At 60.9% G+C, this 22,142-nt stretch carries 19 protein-coding genes, 1 tRNA gene and 2 pseudogenes; 14 read left to right on the top strand and 8 right to left on the bottom strand.

The features are described from left to right. Complete coding sequence (locus C6Y53_RS06130; protein ID WP_149615466.1) at nucleotides 1-1,776, bottom strand: ABC transporter ATP-binding protein; 1,776 nt, start codon at nucleotides 1,774-1,776, stop codon at nucleotides 1-3. 80 nt (nucleotides 1,777-1,856) lie between these two features. Then, complete coding sequence (locus C6Y53_RS06125; protein WP_106471635.1) at nucleotides 1,857-3,938, bottom strand: TonB-dependent receptor; 2,082 nt, start codon at nucleotides 3,936-3,938, stop codon at nucleotides 1,857-1,859. Nucleotides 3,939-4,059: 121 nt separating this feature from the next. Here C6Y53_RS06125 and C6Y53_RS06120 point away from each other — a divergent pair, with 121 nt between their 5' ends. Next, nucleotides 4,060-4,950, top strand: coding sequence for a helix-turn-helix domain-containing protein (locus C6Y53_RS06120; RefSeq protein WP_106471634.1), 891 nt, complete (start codon nucleotides 4,060-4,062; stop codon nucleotides 4,948-4,950). Between the two features lie 53 nt (nucleotides 4,951-5,003). Here C6Y53_RS06120 and C6Y53_RS21160 read toward each other — a convergent pair. The 3 genes and pseudogenes from C6Y53_RS21160 to tnpB form a co-directional block, all read right to left on the bottom strand. Beyond that, nucleotides 5,004-5,171 (bottom strand): annotated as a pseudogene (locus tag C6Y53_RS21160) (hypothetical protein); the annotation flags it as partial. Between the two features lie 63 nt (nucleotides 5,172-5,234). Further along, nucleotides 5,235-5,907: pseudogene (locus C6Y53_RS06115) on the bottom strand (transposase); the annotation flags it as partial. A 159-nt stretch (nucleotides 5,908-6,066) separates the two neighbouring features. Then, on the bottom strand, nucleotides 6,067-6,159 hold the full coding sequence (tnpB, locus tag C6Y53_RS21425) for an IS66 family insertion sequence element accessory protein TnpB (protein WP_425300350.1): 93 nt from the start codon (nucleotides 6,157-6,159) through the stop codon (nucleotides 6,067-6,069). A gap of 196 nt (nucleotides 6,160-6,355) precedes the next feature. On the opposite strand from tnpB, the gene C6Y53_RS06105 reads away from it, so the two are divergent. Further along, complete coding sequence (locus C6Y53_RS06105) at nucleotides 6,356-6,679, top strand: VOC family protein (protein WP_149615465.1); 324 nt, start codon at nucleotides 6,356-6,358, stop codon at nucleotides 6,677-6,679. Here C6Y53_RS06105 and C6Y53_RS06100 read toward each other — a convergent pair. Beyond that, complete coding sequence (locus C6Y53_RS06100; RefSeq protein WP_106471631.1) at nucleotides 6,676-7,332, bottom strand: CatB-related O-acetyltransferase; 657 nt, start codon at nucleotides 7,330-7,332, stop codon at nucleotides 6,676-6,678. The two genes, C6Y53_RS06105 and C6Y53_RS06100, sit on opposite strands and share 4 nt — an antisense overlap. A 388-nt stretch (nucleotides 7,333-7,720) precedes the next feature. On the opposite strand from C6Y53_RS06100, the gene C6Y53_RS06095 reads away from it, so the two are divergent. Further along, entirely contained in the window at nucleotides 7,721-9,184 is a 1,464-nt protein-coding gene (locus tag C6Y53_RS06095) for an amidohydrolase (protein WP_106471630.1), read from the top strand. 224 nt (nucleotides 9,185-9,408) lie between these two features. Beyond that, nucleotides 9,409-10,833, top strand: coding sequence for a nucleotidyltransferase family protein (locus C6Y53_RS06085; RefSeq protein ID WP_106471629.1), 1,425 nt, complete (start codon nucleotides 9,409-9,411; stop codon nucleotides 10,831-10,833). A gap of 257 nt (nucleotides 10,834-11,090) precedes the next feature. Here C6Y53_RS06085 and C6Y53_RS06080 read toward each other — a convergent pair whose 3' ends face one another. Beyond that, complete coding sequence (locus tag C6Y53_RS06080; RefSeq protein ID WP_106471627.1) at nucleotides 11,091-12,887, bottom strand: DUF927 domain-containing protein; 1,797 nt, start codon at nucleotides 12,885-12,887, stop codon at nucleotides 11,091-11,093. 198 nt (nucleotides 12,888-13,085) lie between these two features. On the opposite strand from C6Y53_RS06080, the gene C6Y53_RS06075 reads away from it, so the two are divergent. The 8 genes from C6Y53_RS06075 to C6Y53_RS06040 all read left to right on the top strand — a co-directional run bounded on the left by C6Y53_RS06075 (nucleotide 13,086) and on the right by C6Y53_RS06040 (nucleotide 19,946). Further along, entirely contained in the window at nucleotides 13,086-14,708 is a 1,623-nt protein-coding gene (locus C6Y53_RS06075; RefSeq protein ID WP_106471626.1) for an AAA family ATPase, read from the top strand. A 1,517-nt stretch (nucleotides 14,709-16,225) separates the two neighbouring features. Further along, nucleotides 16,226-16,453 carry a hypothetical protein gene (locus C6Y53_RS06070; RefSeq protein WP_149615464.1) on the top strand — a complete coding sequence of 76 codons (228 nt, stop codon included), beginning with the start codon at nucleotides 16,226-16,228 and terminating at the stop codon, nucleotides 16,451-16,453. Continuing rightward, the gene (locus C6Y53_RS06065; protein ID WP_106471624.1) at nucleotides 16,440-16,685 is read left to right on the top strand and encodes a hypothetical protein; all 246 of its coding nucleotides are present in this window, start codon (nucleotides 16,440-16,442) and stop codon (nucleotides 16,683-16,685) included. Before C6Y53_RS06070 ends, C6Y53_RS06065 begins: the two co-directional genes overlap by 14 nt. Continuing rightward, entirely contained in the window at nucleotides 16,682-17,155 is a 474-nt protein-coding gene (locus C6Y53_RS06060; protein ID WP_106471623.1) for an HK97 family phage prohead protease, read from the top strand. The genes C6Y53_RS06065 and C6Y53_RS06060 overlap by 4 nt, the downstream gene beginning before the upstream one ends. After that, nucleotides 17,152-17,568 (top strand): hypothetical protein, encoded by a 417-nt coding sequence (locus tag C6Y53_RS06055; RefSeq protein WP_106471622.1) that lies wholly within the window; start codon nucleotides 17,152-17,154, stop codon nucleotides 17,566-17,568. The genes C6Y53_RS06060 and C6Y53_RS06055 overlap by 4 nt, the downstream gene beginning before the upstream one ends. Then, the gene (locus C6Y53_RS06050; protein WP_106471621.1) at nucleotides 17,568-18,218 is read left to right on the top strand and encodes a terminase small subunit; all 651 of its coding nucleotides are present in this window, start codon (nucleotides 17,568-17,570) and stop codon (nucleotides 18,216-18,218) included. Before C6Y53_RS06055 ends, C6Y53_RS06050 begins: the two co-directional genes overlap by 1 nt. Further along, nucleotides 18,215-19,651, top strand: coding sequence for a PBSX family phage terminase large subunit (locus C6Y53_RS06045; RefSeq protein WP_106471620.1), 1,437 nt, complete (start codon nucleotides 18,215-18,217; stop codon nucleotides 19,649-19,651). Before C6Y53_RS06050 ends, C6Y53_RS06045 begins: the two co-directional genes overlap by 4 nt. After that, on the top strand, nucleotides 19,620-19,946 hold the full coding sequence (locus C6Y53_RS06040; protein WP_211299544.1) for a hypothetical protein: 327 nt from the start codon (nucleotides 19,620-19,622) through the stop codon (nucleotides 19,944-19,946). The genes C6Y53_RS06045 and C6Y53_RS06040 overlap by 32 nt, the downstream gene beginning before the upstream one ends. A gap of 74 nt (nucleotides 19,947-20,020) precedes the next feature. Here the strand turns inward: C6Y53_RS06040 and C6Y53_RS06035 are convergent. Then, a tRNA-Ser gene (locus C6Y53_RS06035) sits at nucleotides 20,021-20,110 on the bottom strand. A 219-nt stretch (nucleotides 20,111-20,329) separates the two neighbouring features. On the opposite strand from C6Y53_RS06035, the gene C6Y53_RS21155 reads away from it, so the two are divergent. Next, nucleotides 20,330-20,938 (top strand): hypothetical protein, encoded by a 609-nt coding sequence (locus C6Y53_RS21155; RefSeq protein WP_425300349.1) that lies wholly within the window; start codon nucleotides 20,330-20,332, stop codon nucleotides 20,936-20,938. After that, nucleotides 20,935-22,107, top strand: a complete 1,173-nt coding sequence (locus tag C6Y53_RS06025; RefSeq protein WP_425300348.1) for a D-alanyl-D-alanine carboxypeptidase family protein — start codon at nucleotides 20,935-20,937, stop codon at nucleotides 22,105-22,107. Before C6Y53_RS21155 ends, C6Y53_RS06025 begins: the two co-directional genes overlap by 4 nt. Nucleotides 22,108-22,142 lie beyond the last annotated feature (35 nt).

Here is a 22,142-nt window from a genome sequence, read left to right as displayed (position 1 = left end):
TCATGCGTCCTCTGATGCGTTGTGGCGAAAGCCGCGCGCCTCTTCATAGGCAGCCCACATGCTCGCAAACGGCCCGTCAGCCGCGACCAGATCGGCATGAGTGCCACGTTCAACGATCCGCCCTTCGTCCAACACCAGAATCTCATCCACATTTGCAATGGTGTGCAAACGATGCGCGATGACGACCACCGTGCGCCCCCGTGCAAGTTCGGCAATCGCGTCCTGGATAAGCGCCTCGTTCTCGGGATCGGCAAAGGCGGTGGCTTCGTCCAGCAGCAGAATCGGCGCATCCTTCAGGACGGCCCGGGCAATTGAAATCCGCTGTCGTTCGCCCCCCGACAGGCCAAGCCCCCCTTCGCCCAGCATCGTGTCATAGCCTTCCGGCAGGGTTGAGATGAAATCGTGGGCGCGGGCGGCACGGGCAGCGGCTTCGACATCCGCATCGCTCGCCTCGGGACGCCCCAGCCGGATGTTGTCGGCCAGTGTTCCGTGGAACAGGAACACATCCTGAAAGACATGGGCAATGTGACGATGCAGGTCTTGCGGCGCGACATCGCGCACATCCTGACCACCAATGCGGACCGTGCCGGCGGCCACATCCTGAAATCGCCCGATCAAGCGCGCCACTGTGCTCTTACCACCACCAGAAGGTCCGACCAGGGCCAGACAGCGGCCTTCGGATACTTCGAAAGTCAGGCCGCTCAGAACTTCGCGGTCACCATAGAAGAACGAAACATCCTCAAGAGCGATCGATGCATCGGCAATGGGCGCTGGTTCGGACTGCGTCGGCAGTTCCCTGGCGTTCCGTAGATGGTCAATCCGTTCCAGCAGTTCGTGCTGCCGCATCAGGCGATGACTGATCCCCTGAATCGAACCGAACAGATCGCCAAAACCAAATGCCACGGCAACACAACCCGCATAGATGCTCACCTCGACCCAGCCTGCCGCCGCCATCAAGAGCCCCACCGAACCGAGGAACATCAGGTGACTGGTCAGCAATACCTGTGCAGCCGTTCCTGGGATGACGGCGAAATTCACCCAGTTGCCGGAGAAGACACGCATCTGGGCAAATACATCTCGGGCCCGCCCCATAGCCTGGGCCTCCTGATTGAAGGCTCGCACCGTGGCAATGCTGTCCGCCATTTCGGTCGAAACCGTTGCCATGCGGGCCTGAATATCCATGTAGTCTCGGGTCGGCCCCTCTCCGTTCTTCATCAGTCGACCCATTATCAGGACACCCAGAAGCGTCGGCAGGACCATCAGGATCGCCAGTCGCCAGTCGATCACCGCTATCAGCAGCAAGCTGAGGATCGGGGCAATGATGGCGGCGCTGACTTCGGGGACAAGATGGGCCATGCCATCCTCGAGCAGCTCGATCTCATCGACCATCGTGTTGCGAATTTCGCCTTTGGAATGGTCGTCCATGAAACCCAGTGGTACGCGCTCCAGCTTTTCAGCCAGTTCGAGCCGAAGATCCCTCTGAGTGGCAAAAGCGACCTTGTGAGACAGGTATGTGGAAAATCCAAAAAGTGCCTTTTCCCCGGCGACACCCAGCATACCTGCCAGCCCGCACCAGAGAATTACCGTCCAGGAAACCGGGTTCTGCAGCAGCGCAAACACGGCAAATCCGGTGGCCAGATATGGACTGAGCGACAGGACCGACGCGGCGGATCCGGTGAAAATCGACAGAAGCATCAGCCCTCGGTAACGCGCCATCAGACCGACTAGTCGCTTCGCCACGGGCCCTAGCTGAACGTTGTTTGTACTGTCGCTCACGGCGTTCTCCTACCGTTTGCGCAATTGGCGGATCGACTGACCGCGCGACCCCGCCAATTGCGTGTTGTAAGGATGATGGATCAGAACTTGTAAGTGATCGAAGCCCCGATCGTGCGTGGTGCACCTACGGCATAGATCGAGTTATAGCTGTAGGTCTGGTAGCGTTCGTCGAACAGATTGTTGACATAGGCATCAAAGCGAATGGTGTTGTCATTCCATTCGGTTTCGTAACCCATAGCCAGATCAACAACCGAGTAGCTGTCCATCTCGGGTGCGGAGAGAACCGTTTTCAGCCCCGATACGAAACGCGCATGCGCAGAGGCGGTGAACCCGTTTCCGTGGGCATAACTGACACCCAGGGAGGCCGTTGTTTCAGGTGCCCGGGGGAGCGTCTGCCCGAGCATCGCAGATTGACCGATGCCGACCTCGGTGATCTCTGTATGCAGAAGACCCAGATTGGCGTTGAAGGTCAAACGGTCAGTGGCGCGATAGATGGTCGAAATTTCCGCACCGTATCCTTCCGCTTCGGGGACATTTCCCACGGCGGCAAACCCGCTTCCCGAATAGGCCGCTGCCCCGACAACCTGCGCATTTTCAAGCTTATAGAAGAAAGCAGATGCCGTGATATCAAGGGCACCATCGGCGGTTGTCGTCTTGGCGTAGATCTCGTGGTTTTTCATCCTTTCGGGATCAAAGGCGGTTACAGAAAACGGTTGCGAGAAGAACGGAGCGAGGAGGTCAGCGTCAATGCCCCCGATACGATACCCCTCGGAATACACATAGCCGATCGTGCTGGCGTCACTCAGGTCATAGCGCAGGCCGAATTTTGGAAGAAACACGGTTTCATCGATCTTGTTCGAGCCGATCGGCGTCCCGCCCGTCGATACGACATCGCGGTCGTATCGGTTTTTCTCGAGGCGCCCCCCCAATATCACGGCAAGCCCTGGCAGCATGCCAGCAGCATCCAGTTCGACCTCACCATAGATCGCGGTGTTCTTGTAGCGACCGTCGGCGTTAAATCCGATCAAGGAACTGTCGTTGCTCGTGAATTCACTCTCGTCGGAATGGATTACTCCAAATACGCCTGTCGAAGCGATGCCCAGATCCTGAAACTGAACGTAGGCCTCGACCTCCGTCAGTTCCTTCTGGAAGTAGTTTCCACCAACTGGAACAGGTTCTCCACTATCGAGCAGGTCGAGATCGTTGTTGGTTCTGGAAAGCCGGGTGACGGCCGTGAAGTTTCTGCTGATTTCGTATTCCGCCTGCAAAGACAAAACGTCATGTTCGACATTTTCGACATAGCTGAGCGAAGAAAAACCACGCGGGCTGTTCAGAGTAAGATCGTCGATATTGCCATAGTAGATACCTTCAACCGGGCCCTCGCTCCGATTTCGCTCGGCGAGGAAAAGAACGCTCAGGCCGGGAACGGACTCGGGTTCGTACAGCAGCTTGGCCCTGAGGCGGCCAATGTCCTCGTCATTGGGATTGACGCCATTTGGCAAGGGATTGGGGAAGTTGTTGATGTAGGATTTTCCATTCGTCCATTCACCCGCAAGACGGAATGCCAGCTGATCCTCCAGCAGCGGCGTATTGAACATGAAGTCAACGCCAGCATCACCTTCATCATTGTAGCGGAATCGCAGGGCCGCTTCCCTTTCGAATACCGGATCCTTGGTAAACAGGCGAATTGCTCCACCCAGGGCGTTGCGCCCGGTGTTGATGGCCTGCGGTCCCCGCATCACCTCAATCGTGTCGAGATCCCAAACCGTGGTTCTTGAGATATTCGAAGAATCCCCCGAAGGAAGCGGAACGCCATCGACAAGGATTGGAATACGGGGTTGCGATCCTGCGGAAAGTGCGACCCCCGGACCGACTCCCCCGTCGATACCTCGGATGGCCGGGGGCTGATACCCTTCGTCTGCCAGCACGTTCGCCTGGTTGTTCAGCAGGTCATCCAGGTCGTCATTTGCCCCGTTTTCGACCTCTTCGCCGTCCAACACCGTGACGGAGGATGGGGCATCTGCCAAGGCGCGGTTGAGTTTCTCACCTTGAATGTGGATCGGGTCGAGATCAAAGGTCTCGTTGGTGCCTTGCGCCATGGCAATGGTCGATACCGAACCAAGCATCGCCGCCAAGCCCAGTAATCCTGGTCTGTTCGTCATGATTCACGTCCTCTTTTTGGGCAGTTAATCCGGCAGACCAGCCATGATCTCTACTCAATTCGGGCGATGAACCATACAGTTCGCGCTTTTCTTTATAAAAACTGTTGGGTATGCGGTGGCCATGGCCATTTCGAGAACAGAAGTCATCCGCGCCAAGCTGGAACGTTCCGGAAACGAAGTGCATTTCCTGCATGTTACGCAGGATCAGAAAGTCATGATCTGCAGGACGACAAACGGAGCCTATGCTGATGCCGTGCATCCCAGTCCCGTACTTTTTGTGCATCTGTGCGTCGACGGCGGCGGACCTATAACCATAGCCACGAACTTTCAAAAGATTTCAGAGCACATTGGGCCCGGCGCGATCGGAGTCTTTCCACCAGGCGCCCGGGGAACTGGTCGCTGGCCCGGGATGACGGCGATCACATTTGCCATCGCAGTCGATGCGGTCGTCGAGAGCTTTGGCAAGGCCTGGATCGACAAACTGAAAAGCAATGTGTTGTCCACCATATTCCGCGACCCGCTGGTCGAGGCGACCATGATGGATATGGGCCATGCCCGTCCCGGTGTCGTCTCGGATGCCGGGCTGGTCCATGCAGCGCATATGGTAACGCATCAACTGCTCGATCAGCCTTCAGATATCGGCATGGCGCCCGTCGGTGGCGTGATACCTCTTGGCAAGGCCACCCTGGACCGACTGCAAACGATGCTGGATGGCAATCTCGAGCGCCAGGTTTCGGTGACGGAAATGGCAGAATTTGCCGGGGTCAGCCGACACCACTTTTCACGACGCTTCAAGGCAGCCACGGGGCGCTCTCCTTTGCAATTCGCAATCATGCGAAGACTGGCACATGCCGCCGAGCTGCTTGAGCAGGAACAGACCTGCAACATCCTGAGCGTTGCGCAGCGCGTCGGTTTCGATAACCCTTCCCATTTTGCCCGCACGTTTCGGCAGCATTTCGGAGTGTCTCCGAGGCGTTGGAAAACTGAACAAATGCGGACACAAAGCGGCTAGAGACCCGTCGCTGAACTTTCACCCAGCCGTCCCGGAACCATCCAGGTTGTGCGTCACCTTCCTAGGTTCAAATGGACTTCGGTATCTTCCCAATGACGCAAATCATGTCGTAGCCCTTTTTGCAGCATCTCCCTGAATGGCACTCCGATCTTTCCCAGATCGTGCAACGCTATCAGGAAAACCAGCGCGTCACGTCGCGACGGGGGTATCTCCATACACGCCAGCAAGGCCTCGGCAACCGCGGCCACATCGAACATGTGATAAACGGCGGGATGCCTATTGCCAGCCAGGGTGGACAGGCTCAGTTCGACACCTTCTCGCGCGAACCTCTCGGCCTGCCGGTTCAGCGGCTGATGCTGACCATATTTCTCAAAGGCGAGCATGGCGATCAGGCCGGGTCCGGCCCATCCGCGCGGGATCGCATGGAACGGTGCAGGCGGCTGGCTGACCTTTTCGCAGGCCCGGCAGGTGAACTTTTCGCGCACGGTCTGGATCACCTTCCACCGCCGTGGGATCACCTCCAGCGTCTCGGTGATGCTTTCGCCCATCTTCACGATACTATCCGAGCCACAGCAGGTGCAGGCGGCTGGCGCCTCGACAACAACCCGCTCGCGCGGTAGGTGATCGGGGAACGGCTTGTACACAGGGGGACGGCGCGTGAAGGCGCGCACCGTGGTTGGCTTTGGCAGCCGCCTGTTCGGTGGCCAGCGCATCCTCTGCCGCCGCCGTCTCCGGCTCTTCAAGCTGTAACTCCAGCTGATCGATCAGCCGGGCGCGCCGTTCCGACGAGATGCCGTATTTGTCGCGGCGCAGTTTGGCAATCTCGAGCTTTAGCTCCTGGATCATCGCTTCCGTGCAAGACACGACCGCACGGATCTGTGCCAGTTCGCTTTCCGTAACCTCAGCGGCGGCCAGGGCGGCGCGTAATCTGGCGAGTTCGGAAGCGGTGTTCGACATGGCGAATGTCTATCATTCGGGCTCGTGGGGCACCAACAAAAACAGGTCTGTCGATCAGATTTATCCAGCTTTATCAGGGTGTTGTGTCCAGCGTGGATTGCGCCAGTCGATCCCGTCCAGGAAATAGCCCAGCTGAGCTGCCGAGATCTGAACCGCCTCTCAGGATCGGCTTGCCGGCCAGATGAACTTGCCCGCCTCCAGGCGCTTCAGATAGAGCGACATGCCCACGCTATTAGGCCACAGGATCTTCACCAAATCGCCCTTGCGGCCCCGGAAGCAGAATATCTCTCCCGCGTGACCGGGCAGCCTTCAATATGTGCGAAGAGGGGAGGGCGTTCGAAGGCCGGGTGACGGCAATTTCACCGTCATTCCATTCAACGTCGCCAAGGATGCCAAAGCCGCCATCGCGTTCTATATCGCAGCCTTTGGGGCGACGGAAGAATTCCGCATGGCCGATCCCTCCGATGGCAGGATCGGCCATGCGGAGTTGAAATTCGGCGGCAGCATCGTCATGCTCGCCAACGCGTATCCCGACTTCGGCGCGCTCAGCTCAGATACGATCGGAGATTCACCGGTGACGTTGTGCCTGTTGATGAAATCCGTCGATGACGACCTAGTCCGCGCCGTCGATGCCGGCGCGACGGTCCTGCGTGTCGCGATCGATCAGAGTTGCGGCGAGCGCAACGCCATGGCGCAGACGCCACTGGCAACTAGATATGAACATGCGGCCGCGTCAGCTTTTCCCTGCATTGGACATGACATGAGCGGCTAATCGTTCTTGTCATACTCATCCGAGGCCATTGCCAGGGCGTCGATGTCATGGCTGGCGATGAACTTTCTCAAGGTAGTAAACTTCGCTTCGTCCCAGCCATAGATACCCAATTCCAGCAGCTTGGAAATGGTCACTGCCGGGAACCGGTCGCGGATCAGGGTTGCCGGATTCCCACCGACGATCGTGTATGGTTCAATATCCTTGGTGACGATTGCGCCGGACGCAATGACCGCGCCCTCGCCAATCGTGATCCCCGGCATGATCATCGCGCGCATACCAATCCACGCACCATCGCCAATTCTGGTATCGCCCTTGCCGACAAACGCATCCTTCCAGACTTCTGGAAACGGGTAGAGGCTGAACCAATCCATCCGGTGCGTATGGTTCCCGCCCATCAGGACCACGCATTCGGCCGCGAAACAGACATAATCGCCAATATAAAGCTGGTCGACCGGCCATATCGGTTCCCATGCCTGGAGGCTGTATGCGTCGCCGTAAAGGTAACGAACTACGCTTTCCTCGAATGACCCGGACCATGTATCGCTATAATAACTATGCGTGCCTCGAATGTGGATGTTCGGGTTCTTGACTGTCTCGTGCAGCAGCTCGACCTTCGACCAGTGCTTGGTTTGAGCGTTTTCGTTCTTCACCATTGTCAAAGCTGACCTGTTACGATTGATCGCGCTCCGATTATCATTTGGCAGGCTGCTGTAAAAGTCCACGAATGGCCATAGCGATACCGAATGGACCGATTTTCGCGCTGTCTCGTCAAGCTGATGGAAATGTCTCGCAATGAGGTTCACGGAACTCCACAATAGAGGCAATCGGCCTCTCTTCTACAAATCAGTTTTGGGATTTGCTGTTTGTATCCAGAGCGATAGCTGGATGCCGTAAGCAGTTGCCCCCCCCCGACGAAGTACAAGACCAGGAACTGGACTTCGTATGACACGGAGTTGAAGCAGTACAGGATCGCCATCCATTGACAAACACGCATCGAGGGCCAATCCATTGGCCGTCCCATTCCATGCAAGGTCAACGCCCATGAAACTTTCGCATTTCCTGTCCACCGTCTCGCTGGCGGTTCTGGCGGCCCCGCCGGCCGTGCTTGCCGGCCCCCTGAGCGAGGCGCAGCGCGCCGATATCTCCGCCACGTTGGCCGAGTATTATCCGCGCATGACCGAGGTAGCCGAGACGCTATGGCATAACCCCGAACTGGGTTATCTGGAAACGCAGACCGCCGCGTTGCTGCAGGATGAACTGAAGGCGCATGGTTTCAGCATCGAACAGGGCGTCGCGGGCATTCCGACCGCCTTTGTCGCCAGCCGCGGCAGCGATACGGGGCCGGTGATCGCCATCATGGCTGAAATGGACGCGCTGCCCGGATTTTCGCAGGCCGCCACGCCGGACAAACAGCCGGTCGAGGGGCTGGATGCGGGTCATGCCTGTGGCCATCACCTGTTCGGCGCAGGATCGGTCGCTGCCGCCATCGCCGTGGCCGACTGGCTGGAAGCGACGGGCTCCGAGGGTCAGGTCCGGCTCTACGGTACCCCTGCCGAAGAGGGCGGCTCGGGTAAGGTCTACATGGTGCGAGCCGGGCTGTTCGACGATGTCGACATCACGCTGCACTGGCACCCGTCGGATCGCAATTCGGCCGCGCAAGGCAGCTCGCTGTCCAATGTCAGCGCGAAGATCCGTTTTTCCGGACAGTCAGCACATGCCGCCATGGCACCTGACAAGGGCCGATCGGCGCTGGACGGGGTCGAGGCGATGCACATGATGGTCAACATGATGCGCGAACATGTGCCGCAGGAAACCCGGATTCACTATGTCATTACTGATGGAGGCAAGGCGCCCAACGTGGTGCCCGATTTCGCCGAATCCTACATCTATGTGCGCCATCCCGATCCGGCGGTGGTGGCCGATGTCTTTGCCCGGATCGAGGCCGCCGCGCAGGGCGCCGCGCTGGGAACCGGGACGGAGTACACCACAGAGCGGGTGGGCGGCGTCTATTCCGTCCTGCCAAACGATGTGTTGGGTCAGTTGATGGACCGCAACCTGCGCGCCGCCGATCCGCTCAGCTGGACCGATGAGGAAATGTCCTTTGCCCAGGAATTGTACGCGTCGTTGAAAGGCGCGCCCGAGATTGCTACCTATGCCGAGACCCAGCCCTATTCCTTTGGCGAGCAGGGCTATTTTTCCACCGATGTGGGCGATGTCAGCTGGGTCACGCCGACCGCCGGACTGGGCACGGCGACCTGGGTACCGGGCACCTGGGCGCATAGCTGGCAGGCGGTCGCGGCGGGCGGCACCGCGCTCGGTTACAAGGGCGCCGAACTGGCGGCCGAGACGCTGGCCACCGCCGCGGCCGAGCTGTTCCAGTCGCCCGAGCTCATCGAGGCGGCAAAGACCGAGTTCCAGCAGGCCCGCGGCTCGGATTTCAGCTATGTCGCGCTGATCGGCGACCGTGAGCCGCCGTTGGATTACCGCGCCCCCGCCAGCAACTGACGCGCGGCGCATCGAAAATTGGGCCGCCCGATGGGGCGGCCCTTTGCGTTCGTGTGGCTGCCCGGCGAGAACCACCCCACAGATAGTTGTTAGAGCGCTCCGCCTTTAACCTGAGGCATATCCGGCAGCCTCAAGATAGTTCCAGCATTCTTTGGGCGAGTACCCCAGTTGCGGCGAGCAGGGCCGCAGCAAGTTCGGACATCGTGATATCACCGTCCTGGCCGATGATCTCGGCAAAGAAGGCCCGGTGCGGGTCGAGCTTTCCCTTCCCCCTGGGGCGGCCCTGCGGCGCTAGACGCCAATGTGATGAAGTGCGTAAAGTCGTAATTGAGCAGCTTGGCGCGCAATTCCTGGCGCATGCGGCGGTGCAGAGAACGGCCCCCTTCGTTGCCAATCGCTCCTACGCCTACCCAGTCCTTCATGTGTCCAGTTCCTTCGATGATCTTTGTCTACCAAGCGTTATAGCAAGATGGTCCTCGGAACGCAGAAGCTCGACGAAAAAACTTGGCCGCCTCAGGCGGACAGGCCGATTTTGTGATCAGGAAGCCTACCCGGTTGGCTGGGGCGCTCACTGGCTGCGACCACGACTGTTTTCGAACGGTGACAGCACAGGATTCGAAACGCGATCCCTGAGCGCTCTCAGCGATCGGTGCGCTCGGCCAGCCTATCACGACCTGCTGCGATCGCTGCAGGACGATGCTGTTTCCGACATCAGGGGCACGCCCACGCGCGTCGAGAGACGCGGCAAGGTCTACTGGTATGATACCTACCGCATCGGATCGGCGGTCAAGAAGCGCTATGTCGGCGAGGATAGCGAGGAGCTTCGTGACCGGCTCGATAGGCACGAAACCCTGAAGACCCGGCAGGAGGAACGCCGCCGCAACAGGACGCGTCTCGTGCGGCTGCTTCGGGCCGAGGGTTTCCTGGGTCTTGATGCGGCCACCGGCAGCCTCCTCGCGGCGATGGCGGCCTCGGGCGTGTTTCGCCTTGGCGGAACCATCGTGGGGACACATGCGTTCCGCCTCTACGAGGGGGAACTGGGTATCCGCTTCGACACCGACATGACCGCCCAGACAGATGATATCGACATCGCCAGTTTCTCCCGGTTGTCGCTGGTGTTGGAGGACATTGCGGCCCCGCCTCTTGAACGGGTGTTCAGAGACTTCGATTTTGCGCCGCAGCCCAGCCTGAAGGCCGGTCGCACCTGGCGCTGGAAGCAGACACGCGGCGATACCCTGGTCGAATTCCTCACGCCGGCCTTCGGCGAGGATGAAGGCATTCGCGAATTGTCGGCGCTCGGCGTGGACGCGCAGGGGCTGCATCACCTGAACTACCTGATCGCGGAACCGATCAGGGCCGCCGTGACCTATCGCAGCGGGGTTCTGGTGCAGATCCCGCAGCCTGAGCGGTTCGCCATCCACAAGCTGATCGTCGCCGATCGCCGCCGTGCCGGGGACGATGGCATCAAGGTCGAGAAGGACCGGCGCCAGGCCGCCTTCCTGATCGAGGTTCTCGCGGAGGACCGCCCGGATGAGCTGCGCGATGCCTACGAGGATGCGCTGTCCCGCGGCCCGAAATGGAGGTCAAGGGTCGCGTCGAGCCTCAACCACTTGCCCGAAACGCGCCGGTTGCTTGGGCGTGTGTTCTGACAGGGCCGGGAACTCGGCAAGAAAGTCGCGCGAACCTTCCGGACAATTCGGACCAGTCGGACCAGTCGGACCAGTCGGACCAGTCGGACCAGTCGGACCAGTCGGACCAGTCGGACCAGTCGGACCAGTCGGACCAGTCGGACCAGTGTTACGCTGCGTGCTTCACGCCGTCAAGAACGGCCGATTTGGTCCCAATGGTCCGGGCCATCGCAGGTGCGCACCCTGCTGGCGCGCACCTGTTTCCTTGCTTCTGTCATTCAGTCGCCGGAAGTGGCGGCGAACTCCGTCGCCCGAACTGCGTAGACCCTGGGACGCCCAGGCACTTCGCGCCCCATCTTGAACTGCAGCCCGTCCCCCTTCTGGGTCTTGAGATGGCCGGCGTCTTTGTGGATGCGTGCCATCTCGACCGCATCGCGACCCTGATGGATCCCGCGCCAGCAATCGGGGGTGATGTAGATCCACCCCTCATCCCGCCAGCCGTCGAGAGGCTCGCCCATTCCGGCGCCGACCACTGCAAAGCGCTCCAGGTTCGTCGATATGTAGGCCCGGGTCCGCTCGACAGCCTTGTCGATCTCGGCGCGTGTGGCCCCATCGCGCGCGTCGAGCCAGATCCTGAACAGTTCGAACGCAGCCGACAGCGCAGTTCCGCGGTGCCAGCCGGTGAGGTCAAAAGTCGTCGCCGTCTCGCCGGCAAGCGCGGCAAAGGCAAACCGCTCCATGACACGCTGGACCTGCCCGTCGGGCGGAAGGTCTGCCTTCTTGCCCCACAAGCGACAGAAACCGTCCACAAGGCGGCTGAAGTCCTCCAGCTTGGTCCGGTTCTTGATGAGCCTCTCGACGAAGGCTGGGCCTGCCACGCCATAGTTCTCTTGCCCGGCCTGTATCATCAGCTTGGCGAAAGCCCTCGCATCTGCCTCATGGTGCAAACAGTCGAAGGCGCCATGCAGCCGTTCATCGGCAGCCAGGTCGATCAGCCGGATGTCCTGCCCTGCATACATGGTGCGGCCGCCGCTCGCCATGTGCTCCTCCAGGGAGAGTTCACCGCTCGACAGCACGGGCACGGTCCAGCGTCGCGTTCGCTGAGCCCGGCCATTCGCGGCCGACCGCATCTTCCCGCGACCATTCGCCAGCATATAGACAATCTCCCCGGCCACGCGCGGATCCACCTGGTGGAGCTCATCGAGCACCAGCAGGCTGTCGTTGCAGGCCGCGGCGATCCCTTCGATACCGTTATCCGTCCCGCGCCAGCTCTGAACGAAGTTGGGCGCGCCCCAAACCGAGGCAGCGACCCCCAGCAGCGTGGACTTGCCGCGCGAAGAGACGCCGCGCAGATGGAACCCTCCTCCGTCGCGCCCCAACATCGACAGGAGCGGCCCGGTGAACGCATGAGACAACGCCAGGATCATCAGCGGATTGCCGATACAGGGTTCGGCCACAGCAGCCCGCCAGCTCTCCAGACTGCCCCTTGCCTGCATCGCGGCAGCAACATCGTCCGAGACCGTATCGGTCACCACAAGCCCGTTGCCGAGCACCCGGCCATCCCCCAGTGTGAAAGTCTCGAAATTCTTGTCGGCCCACCCCAGCCGATCCGAACGCAGATACCGCGCTGCCGGCCGCCATGTCGCGATCAGGTCCGCCACACTCTGTGCTGCCTTCTCGACTGGTGCCAGTTCCAGCCCATGATCGAACAAGGGACCCAGAGCCGCGGCGGACTTCTTCGAGATATCCCGGGCATCAAGGATCACCTCATGCCAGTTCCCATCCGGATCCTCGATTGCAACGACACGCCCCCAGCCGCCGCTCTTCTGCCTGCGGCACATCCCCTTCACGATCAGCGGCGAGCAGATCCGCACCGGCACAAGATCCTCGTCCTCGCCCGGTTGCAGCTTGTAGATGCCATCGGCGTTCAGCGAATACTCACCTGACATACCGTTCGGCGCCGGCTCCATTTCCATGCGCGCCGCGATGCGTTCCGGCGATCCGGCGCCGATGGGAAACGAAACGACGCTGCCGATGTCGGAGCCGGGACGGGAGGTGAAGGTCTGGTCAGTCATATTGTCTTCCTTTTGGGCATAGGGGTAGCGACCGGCGCGACGAGGCGCGCGCCGGAGAATGTCAATGCGCCCCGCCGAAGTCGGAGCTCTGGATCAAACGGGGAAGGAAGCGGCGGCCGTCAGCCCGCCATCAAGGCGTCCGGCTCGAAGTCCAGGCAGACGACGAGGCCGCAGGCAAGCTGGCTCTCCCACTCCTCGATGTCGGAGAACCGCGGCGAATTCTACGAGCACCTCATCAATCCCGGTACGATCGCCTTTGAAAAGTCGGAACAATCTAAGGCGTTGATTGAGGCCACGAATGTGATCCATGAGGCATGGCGGGCCGAGAACAAAAAGGCGCCGAAGCCGCAGCGGTTCGGTATACTCAGCGCTTTCCGCGGCCTTTACCCGACAGAGGAAATGCTTGAAGCGCTCGGCTTCACGACAATCGACGGGGGCCGTAATTGGCACCACCCCGACCAGCAATCCAAGTCCTATAGCACCTGCTTGTACGACGACGGCCATTGCTACACCCTGTCCGAGACTGTGAAGAAGATGGTCGGCCGTGACTACTTCGATAGCGCTGACTTGGCCGCCGTGGGGTGTGGATGGCGGGGCGATCTGCATGAGCATGTCCGAAACGCCCTCTACGGCGACGCGACAGCGGAGCATGGACGGCAGATGTGGGAAGGGCTTACCCATATCGGCAGCGTGAGGATACTTCAGCGCGAACCGCGAATAATCTTAGAGCGAGTAACAGCAGCCTGCGGCACCTTCAAACTGCAAAACGGCCATGAGTTCCTCAGCGATCACAAGCCGCCTGAATACATCGTAGACAGAGTCTTGCAGCGGGGGCAGACCGGAACGGTAACGGCGCAGCCCGGTACTGGTAAGACATTGGTGGCGATGCTCTTGGCGACCTGCGTGTCCAGCGGGTCCGATTTCTGCGGACGGAAGGTCGAGAAAGGGAAGGTCTTGTACCTTTCCGGCGAGAACCCCGACGATGTTCGCGCCCGCATGTTCGGCTTGCAGACCGTTTACAGGGACGAACTGAACCTAGACAACATACTAGTCATTCCGCAGGTCATCAATATCCCGGCTGCTCGGGAAGCCTTGGCGGCAGGCTTGAAAGACCACGGCCATGAGATTTCACTGATCATCGTCGATACCTTCGCGGCCTATTATGGCGGCGATGACGAGAACAGCAACACGCAGGCGAAGCAATTCACGCAAGAGTTGCGGAAGCTGACCGAATTGCCGGGAAGGCCGGCGGTACTCATTCTGGCGCATCCAACCAAGAGCGCATCGAGCGCGTCCGAACTCCTTCCACGCGGGGGCAGCGCGATATGGGCCGAGATTGACTTCAACTTCACGCTTCGAAACGTCAACGGAGTGCTTAGGCTTGGTCACAACAAACTGCGCGGCATTCCCTTCGAAGATTGCCAGATGATCCTGACCTACACCGGCCACGAGAAACTGGTCGACAAAAACGGCAATCCCTTTGCCACGGTCGTGGCGTCGCCGCTCACGAAAGAACAGGCCACCGTGGTTAAGACGACTGAGATTGGCTGTAAAGATGCCATCTTGATCTATCTGAGCGAGAATGACTACGCGTTTAGAACCGACATCGTGGAAGCGATCGTCGAAGGATACGACATCGCTGGCCTCGGTAAGGTCAGCTTCAAAAAGACCACAGTCTACGATACAATGACGAAACTGCAGAAAGAGAAGCTGGTCAAGTCGGTTCGGGGGGACCGTCAGCTAAAGCTGACTAATACCGGGATGGAATGGCTTAAAGCATGGCAAAATCGGAATTCCGGGGCGCCGGAATTTGGGGGCTGAAATTCCGGCGCTTTTCCGGGGTGGAATTCCGGCCGGAATTCCGGCCTTTTTGCGCCGGACAAATTTCCGATAACCCATTGATTTTTCATCGAAAATCCATTTTCCGGCGCCGGAATTGTCCACCTATAAGAATTCGCTCGGATTCCGCCCCCCGCCTTTCCTAAGGCGGGGGAATCCGGAATTGCCGGAATTTTCGACGGAAAGAGACCACCACTGAGCGCAGGCGCGTCCCCCTACCCCACGGGGGCCAGTCAGGACTAGGGTGCCGCCCCGACCAGCGCCCAACCGCCGACACTAGAACTGCTGAAAGAGGCGCCGAACACCCCCTTTCACCCGCCATTCGCCCCGCCTCGCGCTATATCGCCGTGAGGGGCGCCCGCCATAGGGGCGCAAAGGGGCGGTAAATCTGCGCCAGGAGGCGCCTCATCGCATTTTCGGCGCCCCACCATCCCTGAAGCGCCTTACCGCGCCTCCAGGCGCCGGAGAATCGCTCTCCGAGGGCGCTGATTTTCGCCAATCCCGGTGCGGAAGGGGGTTTCGCGGGGCGATCCCCATCCCCCACGGCGGCCAGACCGCAGTTCTCGCATCGCCGTGGCCCGCATCTTTACTTCCCGACTCCAACTGCTGAAATGCGCTTTTTCGCTGAACTGGAATACCCGTGAATTGGGGTGTTTCGAGTCAAGATGTCCTAGTCGTGAATGCGAAAGGCGTCGTCAAGAAGTTCTCTATTTCAATTTCTGGGTGCAGTAGGAGTTAACAGGTCTAACTCACGGTTTGAGGTGAATTCAGTCAAGAAGTCCTCTATTCCGAGTGCAGTAGGAGTTAAGTAGTCCTAATGGCGTTTGGTTGGGGTCTCGGAAATTGCGAGACCTTAGTGGTCGACGCCCGGATTGCGGGATTGCTGGTGTCGGTAGCGATCAACGTTTCGGTGAGTGGCTCCGGTCTCAAAAATTTAGAGACCGCTTCAAGACCGACCAACGCAGCAACCTTATGAACCTCGCTCGCCCGGATTGTTGGTCGGTTCGGAGTGTGGATAAGGTTGCGGAATTTCCGCAACCTTCCTAAAGATCGAGTACGCGACTCAATGAACCTCGCCCGCGCCATCTGGCGGGTGCCTTCGCTAGAGCCGCTGGTGTCGGTAGCGATCAACGCTTCGGTGAATGGATGCGATCTCGGAATTTCCGAGATCGCTTCAAGACCAACCACCGCAATGAACCTCGCCCGGGTACCTGCGGTCTGGTTGAGGGTTTCTTGGAAATTCAAAGAGACCCCCAAACCCGACCAGCGCAGTAGCGATCAGCGGTTCCCAAATTTTGGGAACCGCATTAGACCAGTCCCATTACCCGACATTAGGTACTTAATACATTAAGTATCGGGAATGCGAATTAAATTGTTTTATTGAATTGAAATGGGAATGCGCCCATAATTCGAATGTCACCTTTACGGGCGATTGCAATTGCTAAGTTGACTGGGGGTGCGCCTTGATGGTTGCACCCCCCTCTTTAGTGGAGAAGTACATGGAAAAGCGAATGGTTCAGGTTCGCGTGCCCGCCGATATCAGGGCGCAGGTCGACAAGGAAGCTGCGCAACTCGGGATCAGCGCTAGCAAGCTGGGCCGCATCTTTCTGACCAAGGGGCTGAAAGAGATGCAGGGCTACAGTGCTCGCGCGGTCAGGATGGTCGCCCGAGGGCAGGCCAAGAGTTTCGAAGAAGCCGCAAGGATGATCCGCGATGAAGATAGTTGAAAACGGGAAGCTGGTCGGCGACCCGATGAAAGGGGTCGACCTTGATCGGCTGACATCGAGTCAGAAAGCGGAGGTCTTGCGGGTCATCGAAAAGGCCGCAGACGGCAAGCGCGTCGGAATGGATGACCTGAAAGTGTTGGTCAAGGCTCGCCGCACGGGGGCCAGCGACCCGCTCGACCAAGCGCAGCGGTCGATGAACTCGGCGCTGGAACGATTGAGGGCGCTGCGATGACCTACCAGATTAGCGGCTGGGCTTCGACGCCGGAAGCCGACCGGGTCGGGCATGTCGTGGCCGCAGGCGCGTTCGACGCGTCGATCCGGCAGAAAGGGTTGACCGGTCCCGATGGCGTCCGCCTGCTCGCCTTCCACGATGCCCGCCTGCCCCTCGGTCGAATTCGGAAGCTGGAAACCAAGCCGAAAGGTCTGTGGATGGAGGCGGACATTGATGACCGCATCTCCTACGCGAAAGACCTGATCGCCGCCGTTGAGGCCGCCGGGGGTCTGAACTTCTCGGTGGGCTTCTATCCGCTCGACGTGGACTTGATCGGCGATGAACAGCTCGTCATCACGCGCGGCGAATTGGAGGAAGTCAGCGTGGTTACCTTTCCGGCGAACAAGGGCGCGAGGATGGAAGAGTACAAACGCAAGGCGCTGCGGGAAGCCGAGGCCGCCGCAGCCAGATTGAAGGAGATTTTCGCGTGAATGCGCTAAGGAAGCGGGTCGCCCGGCAGACGGGCGACGAACGGAAGTCAATGCTGCTCGCCTTCCGCAACGAGGTACCGGTCACGGCGATGCAACTGAACGATTGGCTTGCCGGGAAGGACAATCTGACCGAGGAACAGCTAGACATGCTGAAAAGCTGGATCACCGGAGAGTTCGGCTACATGTCGACGCGGGACGGCATCCAGTTGCTCAAGCGACAGAAGAACCTGCCGCCCGTGGTATTCACGAACCCGCCCGCTGGCCCACGGGGGCCAAGCTATAAGCCGGGATCGCCGCGCCTCGGTCAAAAGCCTGTCAGCCCGAAGCCGAAGAAGAACAGCAGCAGCGCCCCGCAGCCCAGCAACCCGCCCCGGTCCATGCTGGATGCGTTCAAGGGTAGGAGGTTGGGGTGATGAAGGCGCTGCGACCGCCCCCACCGCCCCCACCGCGCCCACCGGGCCCCGTCGCCCCGCCGCCACCGCTCGCAGCCGCGGCCAAGCGGTTGGAGTTCGGCGCACGCGCGCCCGTCCTCTGCAGTCACATGAAGACTTTCGAAACCCCGGAAGACCTGTGGCAGGCGTTCTTGGATTACGCCGCAGACGTCAACGCAGCGCCGCTGCTCGAAGAAAAGGTCTTTGCCAGCAAAGGCACCGTTATCAGGACCAAGGTCGCCAAGATGCGCGCGATGACCTTGCAAGGGTTCTCAATCCATGCCGGGTTTCATCGGGGTAGCCTCAACAAATGGCGGAACCGGCGCGAGGACTTGCGGCCGGTAATCGCGAAGATCGAAGATGCCATATACAACCAGAAGTTCACCGGCGCTGCTGCCGGATTGCTGAACCCGCATTTCATCGGCCGCGCCCTCGGCATCGCAGAGAAAGTCGAGTTGCAGCAGCAGGCCGCCGTGGCGCCACCAGCAGCGCCCGAGAAAGTCGCGAACCTGATCCACCCGGATTGCACCGACGAGCAGCTTGAAGCGATCTACGCGGCGGGCAAGCAACCGATCCTCTACACGCAAGAGCAGTTGGAGGCGGGTATGCCGCATATCCTACCGGCGGAATGATGTACTATGCGCCATGGGGCGACGAGCGCCTTCCGGCGACCTATCTGGAACGCCACGCCGCCAAGTGCCGCGCCTTGCAAGTTCCCTATGAGACTCACCCCACCACGGTGGCCACCCTGTCCCACCCGGAGGCCGAGGCCGCCGCTGCCGCCGCCGCTGCCGCTGTCCCGGAGATGTTCGCCTATAACCCGCCTGACGGGGTTCATCTCGACCCGCTCGGACAGATCGCCAACCCGGCGTTCGAACACCTCGCCGCATTCGGCGGTCGGGGCGGTTCGAAAAGCCACCGGGCCGCTGAGGCGATCATAGAAGCGGCCTCCGTGGGTCGTGAGCGGGTGGCCGGGGCGCGGGAGTTCATGCAGCGAATTAAGGAAAGCAGCAAGGAACTGCTGGACGCCAAGGCCCGCGAAAGCCGGTGGGCGGCTGACTGGGAGTCGACGGACTATGAACTACGCAATACGAGGACCGGCAGCGTTGTCTTTTTCATCGGCCTGACCGGCTACAACGCGGACTCGGTCGGCAAGGCGCTTGAAGGGGTCTCGATCCTGTGGACCGACGAGGCGCAGCTACTCAGCCAGCGCAGCCTTGATATCGTGTTGCCGACGATCCGCGCCGCTGGAAGCCGATGCGTCTGGACATGGAACCCCGGCGAGGAACCTTCGCCCGTCGACCAGCTATTCCGAGGCGATCACCCGCCCGAGCGAAGCCTTGTCGGACTGATGCAGGTGGACGGCAACCCCTACCTCTACCGCACCCGCCTTGCCGCTGAGATGCGAGCCAGCTTCAAGCGCGACAGCCGCGAGAAGTTCAACCACATTTGGCGCGGCGCATACCTCGCCCTGTCGGAAGCGACGATCTTCCACCATGTCAGCCACGGCTATCTGGACTGGGATCAACACCCACAGGTCGAAGAACTCGGCGGGATGGACTTCGGCTACGGCGGCCCGGACCCTTCGGCCGCCGTGCTGGCGTATCTGATCCAGCCGCATGAGCGCCCCGACTATGTCCCCGAACAAACCCGAGCCTTGCTGTATGTCGCGAAGGAAGCGGTTGAGCGATCCGTGCCGAATCATCGCCTGTCCGAACTGCCGGAAAGGTGCGGGCTTGATCGCGTGATAGCCGACAGCGCCATGCCGCTGATGATAGACGCCATCAACGCGGCGGGCCGGGTGGCGGCGTATCCGGCGAAGAAAGGGCCGGGGTCCGAACTGGCGGGGCTAAGGAAGCTGCAAAGCTGCGACATACTGATAAGCCCTGACTGCCCCACGGCGGCCGAAGAATTCAAGGCGCTGCGCTGGGCGGTCGATCCAAAGACGAACAAGGTCAGACTGCCGAGGAAGTCGGTTGGCGAGGATCATGTGGTCGCGGCGCTTCGATACGCCATGTCTGAAATAGAGGTTAGTGAAGAGTATGAAAGCGTGGTCTACATATAAGGGCGAGCGGTTCATCCTCGCGCGGTTCGACATCATGCGCGCAGCCCGCTTGAAGGGAAAAGCGATCTACCTGACCGGGCGTCTGGAACTGGCCGACACCGGCGAGGTCCACGAACCGTTCCTGCTCTGGATGAAGGACCTGGATGTCTGGTGCGCGGCGTGGCGGAAGGTAAACCCGGGTTTTCCTGTCTCCGGTGACGAGCGGGGTATCATCGGCGGCGAGCTGACCCTGTTCCTGACCGAGACGCCAAACGGCGGAACCACCGCCGATCTGTTCACTATCCTCGGTCCCTAGTGGGGGTAAACTGATGGGTAACCAATTCCATCTACCACTAGTGTGTTGTTTTCTAAGGGTTTTTGAGGGTTATTTGGCGGAAGCGGTGGGATTCGAACCCACGAAACCCTTTCAGGTTTGCTGGTTTTCAAGACCAGTGCCTTCAACCGCTCGGCCACGCTTCCTTCGGGTCCTGTGCCGCCGTGTCTCGAGGTGAGGCTGGCGGCACCGGGGTACCGATGCGCGCGAGATTTAGGCGCAGGGGGGGCGGGAAACAAGCGGTTTTCACGATCTCCGTGCAGGCTTTTCTCTGCCTGACGCGCACGCTATGCTTGCGCGGCGGCACCGGGAATGGCGATAGACCAGCGTGCCGGAGCAGGCGGGAAACGGGCATGGGACGAATAATGAAACTCCGCGGACGGGCCGGTCGGGTGTTCGGGCTGGTTGCGGCGGTCGCGTTGGCGGGCTGTGCGCAGGGCATCGGGACGGGCATCGGGCTGGGCATCGGGTCGGGCGCCGGTGGTGCCGAGACGGCAGCGGGCGTGCCGGCGGGCGATGTCGCGGCGCCGGAGGTGTTCCAGGCGACCGAAGCCGGTCTGTGGGACGGGCGGCCTTCGCTGGGTGGCATCTGGGTGGCTCACCCGGATGTGACGGACCCGGAAAAGGTGCTGATCCGCAACGCCGCCAACGGCCGGTCGGTGACGGGGGCGCTGTTCCGCCGCGAACGGGCCATGCCGGGGCCGCGCATCCAGGTGTCGTCGGAGGCGGCGGCGGAACTGGGCATGCTGGCCGGCGCGCCGGTCGAACTGGGCGTGACCGCGCTGCGACCCGCGCCCGACCCCACGCCGGCCACCGGCGACACCGGCCCGGCCGAGGATACCGAGACGGCCGAAGCCGCAGAGACCGCAGACACCGCCGACACCCCGGAGGCCCGACCCGGCGGGCTGGCCCGGTTCTGGACCGGACTGACCGGTTCGGCCACCACTGTTGCAACCGCGCAGGAGACGGAATGATGATACTGACGATGGTTCGATCCGGGCTGGCTGCGGCCCTGGTCGCGCTGGCTCCGCTGACGGCGCTGGCCTTTGATACGTCGGCTCGCGCGGCCTATGTCCTGGATGTCGGGACCGGCACGGTGCTGCTGTCCAAGAACGCCGATGAGCCGTTGCCGCCGGCGTCGATGTCCAAGTTGATGACGCTCTACGTCGCCTTCGAGGCGCTGCGCGAGGGCCGGCTGACGCTGGACGAAACCCTGCCCGTGTCGACCCACGCGATGAGCTACAAGGGCTCGACCATGTTCCTGAACACCCAGGACAAGGTGCGGGTCGAGGACCTGCTGCGCGGGATCATCGTGTTGTCGGGCAATGACGCCTGCGTGGTGATTGCCGAGGCGCTGAGCCCGGACGGCACCGAGGCCGGGTTCGCGCGCTACATGACGCAGCGCGCGAAACAGCTGGGGATGACGAATTCGACCTTTGCCAATTCCAATGGCTGGCCCGCCGCGGGGCATCGCATGTCGGTGCATGACCTCGCGATCCTGGCCAACCGGCTGATCGTCGATTTTCCGGAATTCTACCCGCTGTTTGCCGAGGAACAGTACCGGTTTGATGGCCGGGCGCCCAGCAACACCCGCAACCGGAACCCGTTGCTGACGCTCGATATCGGGGCGGACGGGCTCAAGACCGGGCACACGTCCGAAGCGGGATACGGCCTGGTCGGCTCGGCGCAGCAGGACGGGCGGCGCGTGATTTTCGTGATTTCTGGCATCGACACCGAAACCACGCGGGCAGAGGAGGCGGCGGCGATCGTGAACTGGTCCTTTCGTCAATTTGCCGAAAAAACCGTTGCCCGCTCGGACACGCCAATCGCCCGGGCCGAGGTCTGGATGGGGCGCGACCAGACGGTAGGTCTGGTGCCGGTCTCCGACCTGACGGTGCTTCTGCCGGTGCTGCTGAATGACGATGTGCCCGCCGAGGTGGTCTATTCCGGCCCCGTCCAGGCACCGATTGCCGAAGGCCAGGAACTGGCGGAACTGGTGCTCAGGCCCGAGGGCCTGCCGGAAATCCGCCGTCCGCTGGTGGCCGACCAGGCGGTGCCCTATGGCGGGTTCACCGTGCGTCTCAAGACCGCCGCCGGGCTGTTGCTGGGCCGGGCGCTGGAACAGACCGGGGGCGCTTTGTGACCACCGTGCCCGCCGCGCCGGACCGGGGCGGCCTG

The sequence above is a fragment of the Pukyongiella litopenaei genome (assembly GCF_003008555.2).
Taxonomy (GTDB): domain Bacteria; phylum Pseudomonadota; class Alphaproteobacteria; order Rhodobacterales; family Rhodobacteraceae; genus Pukyongiella; species Pukyongiella litopenaei.
This window is presented reverse-complemented; position numbering and strand designations above follow the sequence as displayed.

Excerpts from the sequence above, each read along its gene's own strand:
- C6Y53_RS06125 (WP_106471635.1), bottom strand. The coding sequence starts at position 3,938 with ATGACGAACAGACCAGGATTACTGGGCTTGGCGGCGATGCTTGGTTCG.
- C6Y53_RS06120 (WP_106471634.1), top strand. The coding sequence starts at position 4,060 with ATGGCCATTTCGAGAACAGAAGTCATCCGCGCCAAGCTGGAACGTTCC.
- C6Y53_RS06105 (WP_149615465.1), top strand. The coding sequence starts at position 6,356 with ATGGCCGATCCCTCCGATGGCAGGATCGGCCATGCGGAGTTGAAATTC.
- C6Y53_RS06100 (WP_106471631.1), bottom strand. The coding sequence starts at position 7,332 with ATGGTGAAGAACGAAAACGCTCAAACCAAGCACTGGTCGAAGGTCGAG.
- C6Y53_RS06095 (WP_106471630.1), top strand. The coding sequence starts at position 7,721 with ATGAAACTTTCGCATTTCCTGTCCACCGTCTCGCTGGCGGTTCTGGCG.
- C6Y53_RS06085 (WP_106471629.1), top strand. The coding sequence starts at position 9,409 with ATGATCTCGGCAAAGAAGGCCCGGTGCGGGTCGAGCTTTCCCTTCCCC.
- C6Y53_RS06080 (WP_106471627.1), bottom strand. The coding sequence starts at position 12,887 with ATGACTGACCAGACCTTCACCTCCCGTCCCGGCTCCGACATCGGCAGC.
- C6Y53_RS06075 (WP_106471626.1), top strand. The coding sequence starts at position 13,086 with ATGTCGGAGAACCGCGGCGAATTCTACGAGCACCTCATCAATCCCGGT.
- C6Y53_RS06070 (WP_149615464.1), top strand. The coding sequence starts at position 16,226 with ATGGAAAAGCGAATGGTTCAGGTTCGCGTGCCCGCCGATATCAGGGCG.
- C6Y53_RS06065 (WP_106471624.1), top strand. The coding sequence starts at position 16,440 with ATGAAGATAGTTGAAAACGGGAAGCTGGTCGGCGACCCGATGAAAGGG.
- C6Y53_RS06060 (WP_106471623.1), top strand. The coding sequence starts at position 16,682 with ATGACCTACCAGATTAGCGGCTGGGCTTCGACGCCGGAAGCCGACCGG.
- C6Y53_RS06050 (WP_106471621.1), top strand. The coding sequence starts at position 17,568 with ATGAAGGCGCTGCGACCGCCCCCACCGCCCCCACCGCGCCCACCGGGC.
- C6Y53_RS06045 (WP_106471620.1), top strand. The coding sequence starts at position 18,215 with ATGATGTACTATGCGCCATGGGGCGACGAGCGCCTTCCGGCGACCTAT.
- C6Y53_RS21155 (WP_425300349.1), top strand. The coding sequence starts at position 20,330 with ATGAAACTCCGCGGACGGGCCGGTCGGGTGTTCGGGCTGGTTGCGGCG.
- C6Y53_RS06025 (WP_425300348.1), top strand. The coding sequence starts at position 20,935 with ATGATGATACTGACGATGGTTCGATCCGGGCTGGCTGCGGCCCTGGTC.